Source organism: Acidilobus sp. 7A, assembly GCF_003431325.1.
Classification (GTDB): Archaea; Thermoproteota; Thermoprotei_A; order Sulfolobales; family Acidilobaceae; genus Acidilobus.
Genome location: NZ_CP010515.1, coordinates 1,253,950 through 1,269,083, shown reverse-complemented (window position 1 = coordinate 1,269,083; position 15,134 = coordinate 1,253,950). Strand labels below are relative to the sequence as shown.

The 15,134-nt window shown below is 55.8% G+C and carries 16 protein-coding genes and 2 tRNA genes; 9 read left to right on the top strand and 9 right to left on the bottom strand.

The window, feature by feature from the left end; genetic code table 11:
* Nucleotides 1-25: 25 nt before the first annotated feature.
* On the bottom strand, nt 26-412 hold the full coding sequence (locus SE86_RS06400) for a hypothetical protein (protein ID WP_148666797.1): 387 nt from the start codon (nt 410-412) through the stop codon (nt 26-28).
* Between the two features lie 64 nt (nt 413-476).
* On the opposite strand from SE86_RS06400, the gene SE86_RS06395 reads away from it, so the two are divergent.
* On the top strand, nt 477-986 hold the full coding sequence (locus tag SE86_RS06395; RefSeq protein WP_117354764.1) for a hypothetical protein: 510 nt from the start codon (nt 477-479) through the stop codon (nt 984-986).
* A 123-nt stretch (nt 987-1,109) separates the two neighbouring features.
* Nucleotides 1,110-1,982, top strand: a complete 873-nt coding sequence (locus SE86_RS06390; protein WP_211096537.1) for an NAD(P)-dependent oxidoreductase — start codon at nt 1,110-1,112, stop codon at nt 1,980-1,982.
* Here the strand turns inward: SE86_RS06390 and hmgA are convergent.
* The 4 genes from hmgA to SE86_RS06370 are packed head-to-tail and all read right to left on the bottom strand — an operon-like array spanning nt 1,979 to nt 5,854.
* Nucleotides 1,979-3,229 carry a hydroxymethylglutaryl-CoA reductase (NADPH) gene (hmgA, locus tag SE86_RS06385; protein WP_174221347.1) on the bottom strand — a complete coding sequence of 417 codons (1,251 nt, stop codon included), beginning with the start codon at nt 3,227-3,229 and terminating at the stop codon, nt 1,979-1,981. The genes SE86_RS06390 and hmgA overlap by 4 nt on opposite strands.
* Nucleotides 3,222-3,641, bottom strand: a complete 420-nt coding sequence (locus SE86_RS06380; RefSeq protein WP_117354762.1) for a Zn-ribbon domain-containing OB-fold protein — start codon at nt 3,639-3,641, stop codon at nt 3,222-3,224. The genes hmgA and SE86_RS06380 overlap by 8 nt, the downstream gene beginning before the upstream one ends.
* Nucleotide 3,642: 1 nt before the next feature.
* Nucleotides 3,643-4,788 carry a thiolase family protein gene (locus tag SE86_RS06375; RefSeq protein WP_117354761.1) on the bottom strand — a complete coding sequence of 382 codons (1,146 nt, stop codon included), beginning with the start codon at nt 4,786-4,788 and terminating at the stop codon, nt 3,643-3,645.
* Nucleotides 4,789-4,798: 10 nt separating this feature from the next.
* Nucleotides 4,799-5,854, bottom strand: a complete 1,056-nt coding sequence (locus SE86_RS06370; protein WP_117355171.1) for a hydroxymethylglutaryl-CoA synthase — start codon at nt 5,852-5,854, stop codon at nt 4,799-4,801.
* 138 nt (nt 5,855-5,992) lie between these two features.
* Between SE86_RS06370 and SE86_RS06365 the strand changes: the two genes are divergently transcribed.
* A tRNA-Lys gene (locus SE86_RS06365) sits at nt 5,993-6,095 on the top strand.
* Between the two features lie 220 nt (nt 6,096-6,315).
* Nucleotides 6,316-6,501: a chromatin protein Cren7 gene (locus SE86_RS06360; protein ID WP_117354760.1), complete on the top strand. Its 186-nt coding sequence runs from the start codon at nt 6,316-6,318 to the stop codon at nt 6,499-6,501.
* A 40-nt stretch (nt 6,502-6,541) separates the two neighbouring features.
* Here SE86_RS06360 and SE86_RS06355 read toward each other — a convergent pair whose 3' ends face one another.
* Nucleotides 6,542-6,808, bottom strand: a complete 267-nt coding sequence (locus tag SE86_RS06355; protein ID WP_117355170.1) for a hypothetical protein — start codon at nt 6,806-6,808, stop codon at nt 6,542-6,544.
* 111 nt (nt 6,809-6,919) lie between these two features.
* On the opposite strand from SE86_RS06355, the gene SE86_RS06350 reads away from it, so the two are divergent.
* Complete coding sequence (locus SE86_RS06350; protein ID WP_117354759.1) at nt 6,920-8,938, top strand: 3-hydroxyacyl-CoA dehydrogenase/enoyl-CoA hydratase family protein; 2,019 nt, start codon at nt 6,920-6,922, stop codon at nt 8,936-8,938.
* A gap of 89 nt (nt 8,939-9,027) precedes the next feature.
* A tRNA-Gln gene (locus SE86_RS06345) sits at nt 9,028-9,120 on the top strand.
* Nucleotides 9,121-9,123: 3 nt separating this feature from the next.
* On the opposite strand, the gene SE86_RS06340 is transcribed toward SE86_RS06345, so the two are convergent.
* The gene (locus tag SE86_RS06340) at nt 9,124-9,948 is read right to left on the bottom strand and encodes a D-aminoacyl-tRNA deacylase (protein ID WP_117354758.1); all 825 of its coding nucleotides are present in this window, start codon (nt 9,946-9,948) and stop codon (nt 9,124-9,126) included.
* A gap of 102 nt (nt 9,949-10,050) precedes the next feature.
* Here SE86_RS06340 and SE86_RS06335 point away from each other — a divergent pair, with 102 nt between their 5' ends.
* Together SE86_RS06335 and SE86_RS06330 are read left to right on the top strand one after the other, a co-directional pair.
* Nucleotides 10,051-10,371, top strand: a complete 321-nt coding sequence (locus SE86_RS06335) for a hypothetical protein (RefSeq protein ID WP_117354757.1) — start codon at nt 10,051-10,053, stop codon at nt 10,369-10,371.
* A 133-nt stretch (nt 10,372-10,504) separates the two neighbouring features.
* Nucleotides 10,505-11,881: an FAD-dependent oxidoreductase gene (locus SE86_RS06330; protein ID WP_117354756.1), complete on the top strand. Its 1,377-nt coding sequence runs from the start codon at nt 10,505-10,507 to the stop codon at nt 11,879-11,881.
* 14 nt (nt 11,882-11,895) lie between these two features.
* Here the strand turns inward: SE86_RS06330 and SE86_RS06325 are convergent, their stop codons facing one another.
* Nucleotides 11,896-12,294, bottom strand: a complete 399-nt coding sequence (locus SE86_RS06325; protein WP_211096536.1) for a DUF120 domain-containing protein — start codon at nt 12,292-12,294, stop codon at nt 11,896-11,898.
* Between the two features lie 101 nt (nt 12,295-12,395).
* Between SE86_RS06325 and SE86_RS06320 the strand changes: the two genes are divergently transcribed.
* Nucleotides 12,396-13,628, top strand: coding sequence for a hypothetical protein (locus SE86_RS06320; protein ID WP_148666796.1), 1,233 nt, complete (start codon nt 12,396-12,398; stop codon nt 13,626-13,628).
* 95 nt (nt 13,629-13,723) lie between these two features.
* Here SE86_RS06320 and SE86_RS06315 read toward each other — a convergent pair whose 3' ends face one another.
* A complete protein-coding gene (locus SE86_RS06315; protein WP_236747324.1) occupies nt 13,724-15,121 on the bottom strand; it encodes an MmgE/PrpD family protein in 1,398 nt (465 codons plus the stop codon).
* Nucleotides 15,122-15,134 lie beyond the last annotated feature (13 nt).

The following is a 15,134-nucleotide window of genomic DNA, read 5'->3' as shown; positions in this document are numbered from 1 at the left end:
TCAGCAGATACCTGGGGACTGAAAATTAAACGTTGGTGCTGACTCGCTGCTTTGCGCAGGACTCTAGCACAGAGTTCACAAGGTCCGTGCACTCTGCAGCCTTCTCTGACGCGGCCTGAGAGCCGTGCTGGGATGCGTTTAGCAGGCCCTTAACTGCCTCGCAGAGGAGGGACTCTAAGTCAAAGCCAAGCGTTCTGAGGGCCTCGCCGCTGACCCTAAGGTCAGCAGTCCTTATGAAGGGGAGGTAATCGTCACTAACGACGCTCCTAAGGTAAACGCCCTCAGAATTTATTATGAGCTCCCTTCCCCTCCCCGCCTCTAAGGATACCTCATAGTCGCCTGGTGGCGGCGCCAGGCACCTCACTAGGTCAAGCCCTGAGAGCCCCTCGCAGCGGCACTTTAGTGGGGACACGCGCTTCGTCCACTCAAGGTAGGTTTTAAAAGTGAGTCAGGGCCCTCAGACGAGGAGATCAATCATGAGTACGCCGCTGAGCAGGCTTGAAGAGGTGTCAAGGAGCTCAAGGAAGGGGTCCGTGGCGCTTCAGATGTCATCGCTGATCTCCGAGGTAGTGGAACTTGACCGCACGGTTGACCAGATAGCAAGGTACCTGGAGTGCCTAGCGTCTTCAAAGGGCGGCTGCACGGAGCTCAACGGCACATCCCTTTGCTCCGCCGGCTGCGGCGACGCGTTCTACATGAGGGACGGTAGCTCCTTGAAGATATGGAAGGTTGGCGGGAACGCGCTGTCTGTAGTGAAGGAGCCAGGCGCGTTCTTGGTGAGCACCAAGAGCTTCAGCCTGCAGGTCGACCAGAGTTCATACAGGGCCAGGATATGGGGTAATGTCATAAGCGGACAGCTAGAAGCTGACCAGCTATCAAAGGACTCCCAGCTGCTGCTTCAGGCCGCCAGGAAGCTGCTGCCCAAGGTGAAAGCACTACTAGACACGCTCTCACAGTGCGCGCGCTCCCAGGGATTGAAGTGCTAGGCTGGCCCTACGCAGGCTTTTACTGCGCAGCTGCGGCAGCAGTTTAGGCGGCATTTATCCCCAAAGTTTATGTTACACAAGCACTTATACCGATGCGGGAAGCCTTACAAACCAGTGGTCGTCGTGATCAAGGTTGGAGTGATAGGTTTAGGTGTCATGGGCTCGAGGATAGCAGAAAACCTCTACAGAGCGCAGATCTTGACAGGTGTTTACAACAGGTCTAAGGCCAAGGCCGATGGCTTCCATTCAAGGCACCCTGATGTGAAGGTGTATTCATCGCCAGCCGAGCTAGCAGCTGGCGTAGACTATATAATCACAGTGCTTTCTGATGACGCAGCTGTCAGCTCAGTCGTAGAGGCCCTGCTCCCTCATATTAAGGGCAAGGTGTTAATTGAGATGTCGACCATATCACCTACTACAAGCGTCTCGCTGGCCGCCAAGGTCTCAGAGGCCGGAGGAGCTATGTTTGACGCGCCTATAATGGGGACCTCGGTCGACGTTGAGCAGAAGAGGATAACGGTGCTGGTGGGCGGCCCCCGCGAGCGCTACCCCGAGATAGAGCGCATATTAAGTGCCACAGCAGGAAGGGTCGTCTACGTAGGCCCTAATGGCTCAGGCCTTTACATGAAGCTGGCCGGCAACATGATATTTGCTGTCTTTATAAACGGCCTCGCCGAGGCCATAAACTTCGCCCAGAGGGCAGGGCTTTCACCGGAGCAGGTCATGGACCTGTTCCTTAACATAAGTGGAACCAGGTCTCCCAGCAGCTCCCTCAAGGTTCCGAAGATGCTCAGCTCTGACTACAACGTGCAGTTCGCGCTGAAACACATGAGGAAGGACACGGAGATCATGATTAGGGAGGCGCAGAAGCTTAGGGTGCCGCTGCCGCTCACGTCGTTGGCATCAAGCCTCTACAGGATGGCTGAGGGCCTTGGCCTTGGGGACCTTGACCTCTCGGCGGTGATAGAACTTTACAGAAGGACGTCGCAGGGCTAGCCGCGCCCCCTCCCAAGCCTCTCGTGGGCCTTGGCTAGCTCACCCGTCACCTGGGACGCCAGCAGGTTGAGCTCCCCGGCGAGCGCCGTGGCGGCGACTATCTCGGCGAACTTAAGCGCGTTGGTCCCGGGCGGGTTGCCGCCGCCAGCCACGCCGAGCAACTCAAGAGCCTCCCTCTGGGTTGGAAGCCACGTGCCCCCGCCAACGGTGCCGACCTCAAGACTTGGAAGCGTGACTGATATGTAGAGGTCCTCATCCCTGACCTCCGTCCATGTGAACGCCATGCTGCTCTCAACGACCTGTGCCACGTCCTGGCCAGTGGCTATAAAGATGGCAGCTATTATGTTAGCGACGTGGCCGCTGAAGCTGGGACTGCCGGCTACAGCGTTGCCCAGGAGGTTCTTCGACTTATTTATGAAGTCGACGTCCTCGGGCGTGGTCCTCATGACGTCCCTAAGCACATCACGTTTAACTATGGCCTCCGCCACTACGTATTTTCCCCTGCCCAGGAGCTTATTTATCTGGCTTGGCTTCTTGTCACTGCACACGTTGCCACTGACGCTGACGCACCTGTGCTCCCCCTTGTAGTTCTCGTCTATGTGTCTGCAGATCCTGTCAGATGCTATGGTGGCTATGTTCATGCCCATGGCGTCGCCCGTCCTAAACACGAACCTGGGCCAAATGATGTTGCCGACTACGTAGGTCTGAACGTCAATGAGCTCGCCGTGCCGCGTCACTGACCTAACCTCCTCCTTGAGCTTATCTATGTTGCCCTTTATCCACGCAGCTAGGGAGTACGCCTCGGAGACACTTGGGGTCCAAATTATGGGCGCTCTAGTCATCCCATCATAGATAACCTTAGACCTAGCGCCGCCGCTGGCCGTGATGGCCTTGACGCCCCTGTTGACGCCGGCCACGAGCGCACCCTCAGTCGTGGCAATAGGGACGTAGAAGTCGCCTTTGGCGTAGTCCCCCTGAACCCTGAGAGGGCCCACAACACCAAGTGGTACCTGGACTGCACCTATGGGGTTCTCTATGTTATGACCTACAACACCTACGAAGTCTATGACCGTTGACGCTATGGAGGTAAGCTTAACGTTGTACTTTCGCTCCAGAAAAAGCCTCCTTGCAAGTGCCGCCAGGTTCGGGTTACCCAAAAACTGGTCAAGTTTGCTTATGCTCAGCTCCCCTGACTCCAGCTTGGAGAGGGCCTCCTCGACCTTCAGGCCCAGCTCTTCATTAGACATCAGGCACACCCATGGATGGTCTGAACTTCAGAGCATAGTATATGAGGCCTGCCTCCCCGTCAACCCTGGTCCTCCTGAGCACAGCCTCGACCTCAAGGCCTCTCTTCAGCTTGGAGGTGTCAGTTACGTCGGTCAGCTCAGCGACAACCTTCGTGACTCCAAGGTCTACGAGGCCGACGTAAACCGGTGAGTACTCTCTGGCGCCCTCCGGGACCGCGTAGACGATCGTATATGATATCAGCCTTCCCCTCTTTGGCAGCTCGACGGTCTCCACCTCGCGGCTGCCGCAGTATGGGCAGGCCTTCTTAGGAGGGAAGTGAACGCGGCCGCAGGCCTTGCACCTGGCCCCCTCCAGCCTGTATAGGGGGCTCCTTAGCCTCCAGTGCCTCGAAATTGAGAGGTCCATTGACATCTCACTCCACCCCCTCCACAAGCGCAACATAAGAGTTAGATCCGAGGCCGTTCATTGATATGGCGAGGCCTCTCTTGGCGCCTCTGACCTGGAGACCTGGGAACCTGCCTGCGACCTGGAGCGCCACCTCGGCGGCCTGATACACTCCTGTGGCGCCTATGGGGTGTCCCCTTGCTTTGAGGCCTCCGCTGGGGTTGACCACGGGTCCCCTACCATTTATTGAGAAGGCTCCATTAGCTATCAGCTCCGGTGCCTTGCCCTTGGGAGCCAGCCCCAGGGTCTCAAGCGTCAGAATGCCCATTATGGTGAACGAGTCGTGAAGTTCTATAACGTCAACGCTTTCAAATGAGGTCACGTTCTGCAGCCTTCTGTAGGCCTCAGTTAGACTATCAATTGTAAGTGGGTCATCGCTGAGCTCCATCGATCCAAGGCCAGTTGCCGATTCTATGGCACTCACCTTGGCTAGGGGGTTGTTGACGGAGTCCTTGCTTGACAGGACAAGCGCTGCCGCGCCGTCACCCAGCGGGAACGTGTCAAGGAGGGTCACGGGGTCAGCCATCACCTGCGACTTTGACACCTTGTCAGGCTTCAGGGCAAAGTTAAGCATGGCATAGGGGTTCTCCTTAGCGTTGCTGTGCATGAGGGCAGGCCAGTAGGACAGCAACTCGCGATCAACGTCATATGTGTCAAGGTAAACCCTTGTCAGGAGGCCCGCGTCAGCGGCGAAGCCAGCGTTGTAGAACGACCTGCTGTTTGAGTTAAAAAGCATCTGAAGATGCCTGTAGACCTTAGCGCTCTGGAACTCCGTTACCTTTTCAACGCCGACCACCAGCACTCTGTCGGCCATATTGGACTCTATGAGGGAGTTAGCTATGGCTAGGGCCGCTAGGCCTGAGGCCTCGCCAGCCTCAACCCTGAGCGACCTGACCCCCCTAAGCCCAAGTTCAGAGGCCAGGTAGCCGCCCAGGTCAAGTTGCTCGTCCTGGACCTCGCCAAGCGCGTTTGATGCTATTATATAGTCTATGCCTGAGGCGCCCCCAGCCTGGTCAATGGCGCTGAATGCGGCCTCTGCGGCCAGGTCAAAAAGCCCCTTCTCGTAGTGCCTCTCAACCTTAACCATTCCAACGCCCTCTATGAATGATGTCATAGCACTCACCTCACTTAATCGTCAAAATAATTCCCCTACTCTTGGAGTAGAAGCTGTAATCCACAACAACCTTGCGCGCAAGGTACTGGTCAACCGTTGGGGCTAGGGTCTTCTTAGACTCTATAGCGTCCGTGACTACTATTGAGTATGCATCGCTGCCAGCGCCGCTGCCAAATGGAGCCACAAGTATCCTGTCACCAGGTCTGGCCCTTTCGAGGACCCTGGCCAGCCCCATTAGTGCGCTGGCGTTGTACGTGTTGCCTATCATGGGCGTCACCAGCCCGTCCTTTACCTGGTCCATCGTGAACCCCAGGTCCTGACCTACCTTGACGGGGAACTTGCCGTTCGGCTGGTGGAACACGGCGTACTTGAAGTCGCTCGGCTTAAGCCCTGTGCGCTCGAACAGCGCCTTAACGGCGCCCTCTATGTGGTAGAAGTACGCTGGTTCGCCAGTGAAGCCTTCCCCGTGAAGTGGGTACGGCTCCTGAGCCCTCCTCCAGAAGTCAGGCGTGTCGGTCACAAAGGTCACCGAGTCCTCTATTATGGCGGCAGCGCCCTTCTCAGGTCCTATCACGAAGGCGGCAGCGCCGCTGGAAGCAGTGAACTCGAGCACGTCACCCGGGTTTGCCTGAGCAGTGTCACTGCCTATAACCAGACCATACTTTATGAGTCCTGACGCAGCCATGCCGCTCAGGGCCCTCATGCCCTCGCTCGCGGCCCTGCAGGCAAACTCCAGGTCGCTTGCCATGGTGTAAGGCGTTATGCCGAGCGCCTGCGCTATTACAGTGGCGCTGGGCTTCACGGCGTAAGGCTTGGACTCAGTGCCAAAGAACACCGACTGTATTTCTGAGGGCTTTACCTGAGCTCTCGCTATAGCGTTCCTGGCGGCCTCGTAGCCCATAGTGGTGGAGTCCTCATCGGGTCCTGCAACGGACTTCTCTTCAACGGCCAGGCCCTTATACTGCTCGGGGTGCCAGCCCCAGACCTTCGCTATCTCACTTAAGGGTAGCCTGTACGCTGGGATGTAGGCGCCCCAGCCATGTATGCCCGCCCTAGGTCCTGGCATCAAGCGCACCGTGGTGCTCGCCTCTGGCGAATTTAAAAACATATAGACACTTGACAGGGCCTGTATAGACAACTGTCTAACAGAGCATTTCCATAAAGATTCTTAAGCTAGCCTCCTTGAACTAAGCCTCCTGGCTGTGGGCCCGTAGCTCAGCCAGGTAGAGCGGCGGGCTCTTAACCCGTAGACCGCGACGCCTAGCCGCGGGCGGATGTCCCGGGTTCGAATCCCGGCGGGCCCGCCACAGCCACGAAGGGCTCCTTCCTCTGCTTCACCTGCCACGCCGACCCTCTATACTGAGGCAGGAACCCTGAGCAAGTAGTCCCACCTATATTAAAGGAAACCTTTAATAATACTTTTAAAGATCTTTAGCATAGCTCCTTCATTTATTCTAAGTTACTCCAATAATGCTTAATAACTTAGCTTGAAAATAACAACTCGAGACATAGAGAGGTGGAAATGGTATGTCCAAGCTCCCGGCTGTGAGGGTAAAGGACCCAACCACTGGGAAGGACGTAGAGCTGGCACCCATAAAGGTCTGGACTCTGGCGCCTAAGACAAGGAAGGGCGTCAAGATAGGCCTCTTCAAGAGCCCTGAGACAGGCAAGTTCTTCAGGGCCAAGGTTCCTGACGACTACCCGGCCAAGTAAACATAAACAAGGGATCAAATATTAACTATTTTTATTTATTTTATTTGTTTTCCTGTTGCTGGTTGACGTTGAGGACGTTTATTATCACCTGAACCAGGTGCTGCGGCTTTGTGTACCACTTGTCATATGTGTACTTCTGACCTTTGAAGGTAAGCTCTACGTTGTCGTCAGCGTCACGTATGCTCATGAGCTCCGAGCCGCCACGAGATATTGAGATGGTGTTCTTGCCCTTATTCTCTATCTTTATGTTGTACTTGCTGGCGTCCTTCAAGAGCAGCTCTTTGACCTGGGACACGTACTCGCTCATGTAGCCCACCCGGGGTCTCGGATTTAAGCAAACTTATAACCTTTTTGTTATATGTGCTGGTAAATTCAACCCATTAATAAGTGGCAGGACAGCCTACGGCAGGGGCTAAATATGGTCTCAGCAGACGACGTAAAACAGGTACTAGTCGTAGGAGCCGGTACTATGGGACACGGCATCGCAGAGCTGTTTGCAGTAGCTGGCTACAAGGCGTTCATTGCAGACATCAACAAGCAGATACTGGATTCGGCTATGGAGAAGATAAAGTGGAGCCTCTCAAAGCTGGCCGAGAAGGGGCAGCTGAAGGAAAGCGTCGACGCCATAATGTCTAGGATAACTCCCATAGTGAGCATTAACCCTGACGGCACTTTCAGCAACGAGCTGGCAGCAGCGGCCTCACAGGTAGACATGATGGTGGAGGCGGCCACGGAGAGAATCGATGTGAAGCAGGCCCTGTTCAAGTTCATTGATCAGCACCGCAAGGGCAGAATAATAATGGCCACGAACACAAGTAGCCTTCCAATAACTGAGATAGCCTCGGCCACGTCAGCGCCGGAGCTCGTTATAGGCATGCACTTCTTCAACCCGCCGCCACTAATGCCGCTAGTGGAGGTCATAAGAGGGGAGAAGACCTCAGACGACGTGGTTCAGAGCGTAGTTGAGATATCCAAGAGGTTGGGCAAGCAGCCAGTCGTGGTAAATAAGGACGTGCCAGGCTTCATAGTTAACAGGGTCCTGGCGAGATTCCTTAACACCGCCTGCTGGCTTGTGGCTAAGGGCAGGTTCTCAGTCCTAGAGGTCGACTCCACAGTTAGGTACTCGCTGAACTTCCCAATGGGAGCCTTTGAGCTCGCCGACTACAGCGGCATAGACGTGTTCTACCTGATAGCCGTCGCGATGGCCCAGAGGGGCTTCAAGCAGACCCCATGTCCACTCTTTGAGCAGATGTACAAGGCCAACAGCCTGGGCATGAAGACTGGCAAGGGCTTCTACGAGTACCCGAAGCCTGGGGCTTACGTGAGGCCCCAGATACCGAAGGACCTGGCTGGCAAGGTAGATCCCGTGCTACTCATCGCAGGAGCGGTTAACGAGGCGGCGTGGCTGCTTGGCAATAACATAGCCTCAAGGGATGACATAGATAAGGCCGTGAAGCTTGGACTAGGGTGGCCTAAGGGCGTCTTTGAGCTCGCAGACCAGTACGGCATAGACGCAATAGTAGCCGCGCTGAACCAGCTCAAGCAGGACATAGGGCCTGAGTACGAGCCTGTGCCCCTGCTCACTCAGATGATATCTCAGGGCGCGTTGGGCGTTAAGTCGGGCAAGGGCTTCTACGAGTACGGCCGCTATGAGGAGGTTGCCAAGAGCACCATAGTTATAAGGTATGAGAAGCCCATAGCGTGGATCATACTTAACAGGCCCAGCAAGCTGAACACTATAAACGTAGACATGATAAACGAGCTCTCCCAAACACTTGACGAAATAGAGGAGAACCCCGACATAAGGGTTGTTATACTGACCGGCTCTGGCAGGGCGTTCAGCGCGGGAGCTGACGTGACCAGCTTCACCGGCATTACGCCGATGAAGGCCGCGATATTCTCAAGGAAGTTCCAGGAGCTCACGCTGAAGATGCAGTACTACACTAAGCCGATAATCGTGGCATTAAATGGCTACACCCTGGGAGGAGGCCTTGAACTAGCCATGAGTGGCGACATAAGGATAGCGTCAGAGACGGCCATGTTGGGCCAGCCAGAGATAAACCTCGGCTTCATACCTGGAGCTGGCGGCACCCAGAGGCTTCCAAGGATAGTTGGAAGGAGCGCGGCAAAGCTGATTATATTCACAGGTGACATGGTATCGGCTAAGGACGCTAAGGAAATGGGCTTAGTTGACAGCGTCGTCCCGCCCGAGAGGCTGGAGCAGGAGGCCAGGGCCCTGGCTCTAAAGCTGGCCGAGAAGCCGCCTCTCGCGCTCCTTGCGGCGAAGCTGGCGGTTGAGATGGGGCTCGAGTCCAACATATGGGCTGGCCTTGCCCTTGAGTCAGAGCTCTTTGGCCTGCTGTTCAGCACTCAGGACGTAATAGAGGGGGTCTCAGCCTTCCTGGAGAAGAGGAAGCCCAAATTCAAGGGCGAGTGATGCCCACCCAGCCCAATTCTCTTTGAAACACTCTCTAGCGCCTTTTTTAAGGTGAGGCGATATTAACTTTATTACTGGCCGGGTGACGCAGCCGGGTCGTCTAGCGGCCCAGGATGCGGGGCCTTGGACGCCTCAGCGGAGGAGCCCCCGTGACCGGGGTTCGAATCCCCGCCCGGCTACCACACTCAAACTGACCTTACATTGACGCCCATCCTGGTAAGCTCATCTATTAGGGCGTGCCTGAGGGAGGAGCTTGCGCCCTTCTTCTCTATAAGTGCCTCAGAGGCCCCGTTGGGCAGGGACTTCTCAACTGCCTGCCTAAGGGCGCCTGGAGCTAGCTTGCCAAGTACGTGCTTGGAGAACATGTGACCCATGCAGCCCTCACCCAGCTCCAGCTCGGTGAACTTCTCTGGGTAGTGGGTAGACCCAAGCCCTATTGTTGGCGAGCATCTGGGCACGGCGCCTGAGGTTAGGACGTCGAAGACAGCACCTGCCATAGCTTCAAGGGCCTCCCTGTCGCCCCACTCATTCTCGGTGCTTCCTATTTCAATGAATACCAGAGGCTTCATGTTCCCCGTGGGCCCATGGTGCGTAGCCTCGAGGGAAATGGAGTACCGCTCAAGCAGGCCTAGCTCAGCGGCGCGCCTGCGGTAGCTTTGAAGCAGCGCCTTAGCCAGCGGCGCCGGGGCAAAGGCGAGCTCGCCTGGTCTGCCGCCAAACGGGGCCTCGCTAGTCGGGTTGCCCGTGAAGTGAACGGTTAGAGACCTCACGCCTCTCTGCGACTCGTGCCTTGAGAGGACTATCACTGCGTCAGCCCTCGGCTCCGGGGTGACGTCGAGGAACTCAAACAGCGTCTGGTCAGGCTCAAAGCCAGCTATGACGACCTCATCAGACCTGTAGCATAAAACAGAAATTGGGCAGCTGCTGGGCTTGGCATCTAGGTTCTTAACTAGTATTTTAGAGGCGTTGACACCCACGGGGTCCTTTACTGAGAACACTATGGACAGCATCCCGGGCGCCTTGCGAGCACTTAGCCTTCAGCTCACGCGGTTGGAAATAAGGTTTTCTCCCGCTCTGGTCTACCAACAGTGGAGACCTTAGGTGGGTGGGCCTTGGACTCCTCAGCGGTGACATTTAACATAGTTTACGAGGAGCCTGACCTCCTGGTCAAGGGGCTGGATGCAATCAGGGAGGGCCTTCAGAGGGCCGGGTGTAACATGACAGTTGGACCATCGTGGATAGTCGCCTCCTGCAAGAGCACTTTCATTAAGGTTATGGCGTCCCTCTCGGACACCGTGACCAACTTTGTGAGGCCGCGCAACATGATAGTTGTTACAGCTGAGGGGGAGCCGAACGACCTCGTCACGGTGTCAGGGCTTATACTTGGCATTGGAAAGTCCACTGGGGGAGGGGTCTTGCTCTCCCAAGGCTAGCAGCCAACCTAGGAGCCTTGCCCTCCTTGCGTTCCACGGCCCGGATAATTTAATGTGAGCAGCTATTGCTGACGAATGGGTTTATGCTGCACTTTTTAAAACTCCACCTGCTGGACTCCAGCGGGCAAGGTCGATGACGAGGATAGTTATAGTAGGTTCAGGGGCCGCTGGGATGGCGGCGGCCTCAAGGGCTAAGAGGCTCAAGCCTTCAAATGAGGTTATAGTCATAGATTCTAGCAGATGGGTTAGCTTTGCGTTCTGTGGACTGCCCTACCTAGTGGGAGGTGAGGTCAAGGAGCTTGACGACCTCCTTTACTATCCGCCCTCAGAGTTCACCAAGAGGGGGATAGACCTACGGCTGGGCAAGACAGTAGTTGAAGTGGATCGTGACTTAAAGAGGCTGACCTACGTAGATAATAAGACAGGCTCCCGTGAGACTATTGAATGGGACAAGCTGGTCCTCGCAACCGGGGCCAGGTCGAAGGCGCCTAAGCTCTGGCCTGAGATAAAGGAGGCCAGGAACGTCTTTTACATAGTTCACATGGAGTCAGGCCAGCAGATAAGGGACTACGCGACGTCCCTGGGCCCAGGAAGGAGGGCAGTGGTCGTGGGTGCAGGTTACGTGGGCCTAGAGATGGCTGACAACCTTACGAAGCTTGGCCTTAAGGTAACCGTAGTAGAGGCCCTTAACCAGGTCGCCCCAAGAGTTCTTGACCCAGAACTTGCGAGCATTTTAGAGAACTCAATAAGGTCGAAGGGCGTAGAAGTGGTCACGGGCGCAGCCGTTGAGAAGTTTAATATAAAGGATGGACTAGCGACCGAGGTGATCACTAGCAAGGGCACGTACCAGGCCGACATGTTTGTAGTTGGCGTTGGGATAGAGCCGAACAACGACCTAGCGCTTCAGCTCAGGCTCGGGCTTGGGAGAAGCGGAGGTGTTGTAGTTGATGAGAGGACCCTCACAAGTAACCCTGACGTTTATGCTGTTGGTGACGTTACCGAGCATAAGGACCTGGTGACGGGCCAGCTTGTCTGGAGGCCGTTCGCGCAGATAGCCAACAAGATGGGCCACGTAGCTGGAAGCAACCTGGGAGGAGTAGAGTCCGTGTTCCCTGGAAGCGTCGGCACCTCAGCCTTCAAAGTTTTTGACACAGTAGCAGCTAGGACTGGCCTGAGCGCCTCTGAGGCAGCGAGCGCAGGTTTCAAGCCAGTCGAGGTCTCGCTGGAGGCCGGCACCAAGGCGCACTACATACCGGGTGGGAGCAAGCTGACACTTAAGGTAGTGGCGGACGAGAAGACCGGCAGGCTCCTTGGAGCCCAGTCGGTTGGCTTCGACGAGACAGCCTTCTGGAGAATAAACGTTGTGGCCTCCCTGCTCACGAGACAGGGCACGGTCTGGGACCTCTTCGCAGCCGACTACGGCTACCAGCCGCTTCTCTCCCCGGTCTGGGACCCGCTGGTAGTGGCGGCGAGGCTGTTGATGAGGACCTTTGGCGAGAAGCCCTGGTGACATGTCTTAGAGGCCTACGGGACTTCGAGCGAGAGGGTAACCTCGGAACCGTCCTCCAGGCCCAGAAGGTCCCTCAGCCTCTGCTCAGATATGACCTCAACTACGTCCTTTCTGTAAATGGTTATCTCAGGCCTGACAATGAACACGTTGACTTCAAAGTTCAACACAGCTGGGTAGGCCAGTACTCTCCCGAGCCTTGCATTAGAGAGCTGGGGGGGCTCTATCACTATCGGGGTCAGCCTGCTGAGCGCCTCTGCTAGGGGGTTCACGTACGGCTCCTCTACCCTGAGGTTAAGCGTGCCGGGATAGGGCACTATGTTAAGGGCCTTCCTTATGTTTTTAGCGTAAAGGTTTACGAAGAACTCCCCCTCGCCTAAGCCACTGAAGATCTTGGCTTTAATTGATACTTTCAAATAGCCCCACTTCACTTTCGAAGTGTTTCAATAAATTTTAAAGACCTACAGGGCATCGCATACCTAAGGTGCTTTAGGAGTTGAACGGCAAGGGGAAAGCCTTGACGAAGGCATTAATGGCTACCGCCCTTGTAGCCTTTGTAGCATTAGCCTATGTAGCGCTTATGCCACTAAATGCCTCGGCTCAGACGCCGATGTCTCTGAGCGTCAATATAAACAACACTGCCGGCAGCGTGACAGTAAGCAACCTGTACTATTACTTGAAGCTTGATCTGAAGGATGGGGCGCGCGCTGAGGCATGGCTTGTTAATGTGACCACGCCGGCCCTCCTCCCGCTGGTCCCCACAGGTAGCCTCGTCACGCCCACGCCGCTGCTCGCTATCTCGTCGCCGAACTCCACAGAGGTTACGCTGCCAGGTAACCTGGAGCAAGCGAACTGGGTCGCGTCAGTGGTCAGCAGCTCGCCCACCTCAGAGACCATAATGCTTACGCCCGCTGGCAACGAGACGTACCCGTTTAACTTAGTGGAGTACGTTACCGTCAGCTCTTTGTTGCCCTACATGAAGGTCCTTATAGTTGTGGCAAACAAAGGCACGGCACCCGCGTCCGGGGTCCTAGCCTATGGCATAGGCTCAGCCGGCCTCACGGGCAGTTGGAGGGCTGCCGTAGAGCTTGAGAATGGGTCAAACGGCTCTTACTCTATTATAGGGCTTTCTAATGCGACCAGCGCCTCAGGGCAGGCTCTCACGGCCTCCGCTGTTTACTTTAATGAAAGCGGTGCGCCTCTGGCTGCCATAGGCTTGAGCTACGTAAGTCCTCAGGCTTCCTTTGAGTTCCTTGAGGGCAAGCTCTTTGGACTTAACGAGAGCCAGGCTTTCATAGTTGGCCTCTTCAGTATACCTGAGTTGCAGCCTGGGGAGAGCTATAAGGTAAGTTTCGAGGCATTCGCCATAGGCTTCAACCCGTTCGAGCTAGCCTCCACGGGCTCCTTAGAGGTCGCCCAGCAGCTGTACCCTAACATAACCAGCAGGGTGCCGGCGACTATGAATGTGGACGGCGTCACCTCATACTTGAACTCGCAGATAAGTTCGCTCAACTCCTCCCTTAACAGCGTTGAGCAGGAGGTCAACAACCTCTCCGCAAAGCTTTATTACTACGAGAGGCAGCTTGAGGTCGCTAACAACGCAGAGGGGTACTACAGGCACCTTGCTACTAGAGGAGGTTTGCTGGCAGGCGGCATGTTCATTGTTGGTGTTGTGATAGGCGTCCTAGGAGGCGCTTACCTCCTAAGTCCCAGAGGGGTTGAGAGGAGACAGCCTGCCAGAAAGAAGTAAAGAGATCGTTAGTTATTAACACGGGCTTCCTACTAACAACTTATTAAACTATGTTTATGTCATGCTAAAAAAAGCTAACAAAGCCCTGCTTACTGCTAAAGCTGGTCGCCGCGCGCCAGCAGCCTAACTGCGAGGCTAACGTTAGAGCACTTCTCAAAGCTCCACAGGGTTCTGAGCGCGACATTAACGTTCTGCTCAGGCACGGAGTCGCCAACTAGGCTCTTAAACTTGGACTCTACGCCATCCTTGCTCAGCGGGTTTTTGAAGTGACCTGGCGGGTATATAGAGGTCTCAGTGAACGTGCGGCCATCCTTAAGTTTAACAGTTATGGAGTTCCTTATTCCGTCAGGGTAGATCTTGTCTCCCTCAGGGCTTATCGTGACCTTCATAACATTAAGCACCTTCCTGACATCGTCGGCCAGATACTTCTCCGGCCTGAAGCTGTCAAGCCATATCTTACCATCAAGCAGGGCTCTCGCTATTATGTAAGGCATGCTGTGGTCGGCCGTCTCCCTTGTCCTGGGGTCCCACTTCTCTGGGTCCTTTACAATTATGTTGTAGCCCACGGTGAAGGTCTCAACGTTAACGGACTCTATGTCGTCGGGCCTCAGGGCCCCTGCCTCCTGCCTTATCTTCAGTGCAGCCTCAACGGCGCTCATAGCGTGGTACTCGACCGGCCAGTACTTTATGCTGGTCTGTAGAAGCTTGTACCTCTCGCCCTCCTCGCCGCCCATCCTTGGTATGTCAAAGCTCTCGCCGCCCAGGGCCACCTTGAAGAAGCCGAACTCACCGCTGAAGATAGGGGCGGGGCCCGTCATGCCGCGCCACGCCAGAAGCGCCGCGAAGAGTCCATTTCTTGCTGCATTGGCGGCGGCGCAGCCCTTCCACATGCTTAGCTCCCCGGCCCTTGTCTGCCTGAGCGCGGCTGCATTCACTGCCGCCAGGTTAATCGCCTGGGTCATCCTCTCCTCGTCAAGGTCTAGCACCTTGCCGGCGCCAACGGCGGAGGCTATGGCTATATAAACCACGTGGTCCCACCCCCTGTTCCTCACGCTGTAGGCGTCAGCTAGCCTTGCCGTCACCTCGTAGGCTGCAACTATGCCCTCTATTACCCTGGAGCCGTCGGCCTCCGCCAGCTCAGCCGCAGCTATGACAGGAGCTATGTTGTCACTGGGGTGCAGCGCCTCGCGGGAGAGGTACGTGTCATTAAAGTCAAAGTACCTCGCTGCGCAGCCGTTCGCGAAGGTCACGTGGTCGGCGGGGCCCATGTACTTGGTTCCCCAGACGGTGGCTGGTATCCGTGAGCTCGCGGACGACTGCGCTATCCACCTTGCTATGCTGGGCGGCTTCTCGTTGAAGGCTCCCAGGGCTACGCCGAAAGTATCAACTATTCTCTTCTTGGCCTCCTCTACCACCTCTAAAGGAATACGGTTAAACTTAAGGTCAACGGCCCACTTGGCTATCCTTTTTGCGAGGTCCTCCAAACTTATCACCGCCTAGCGCTTA

What these genes read in the sequence shown, in the direction of transcription:
- SE86_RS06395 (WP_117354764.1), top strand. Translation starts at nt 477, where the DNA reads ATGAGTACGCCGCTGAGCAGGCTTGAAGAGGTGTCAAGGAGCTCAAGG.
- hmgA (WP_174221347.1), bottom strand. Translation starts at nt 3,229, where the DNA reads ATGTCTAATGAAGAGCTGGGCCTGAAGGTCGAGGAGGCCCTCTCCAAG.
- SE86_RS06380 (WP_117354762.1), bottom strand. Translation starts at nt 3,641, where the DNA reads ATGTCAATGGACCTCTCAATTTCGAGGCACTGGAGGCTAAGGAGCCCC.
- SE86_RS06375 (WP_117354761.1), bottom strand. Translation starts at nt 4,788, where the DNA reads ATGACATCATTCATAGAGGGCGTTGGAATGGTTAAGGTTGAGAGGCAC.
- SE86_RS06370 (WP_117355171.1), bottom strand. Translation starts at nt 5,854, where the DNA reads ATGCCAGGACCTAGGGCGGGCATACATGGCTGGGGCGCCTACATCCCA.
- SE86_RS06360 (WP_117354760.1), top strand. Translation starts at nt 6,316, where the DNA reads ATGTCCAAGCTCCCGGCTGTGAGGGTAAAGGACCCAACCACTGGGAAG.
- SE86_RS06355 (WP_117355170.1), bottom strand. Translation starts at nt 6,808, where the DNA reads ATGAGCGAGTACGTGTCCCAGGTCAAAGAGCTGCTCTTGAAGGACGCC.
- SE86_RS06350 (WP_117354759.1), top strand. Translation starts at nt 6,920, where the DNA reads ATGGTCTCAGCAGACGACGTAAAACAGGTACTAGTCGTAGGAGCCGGT.
- SE86_RS06340 (WP_117354758.1), bottom strand. Translation starts at nt 9,948, where the DNA reads ATGCTGTCCATAGTGTTCTCAGTAAAGGACCCCGTGGGTGTCAACGCC.
- SE86_RS06330 (WP_117354756.1), top strand. Translation starts at nt 10,505, where the DNA reads ATGACGAGGATAGTTATAGTAGGTTCAGGGGCCGCTGGGATGGCGGCG.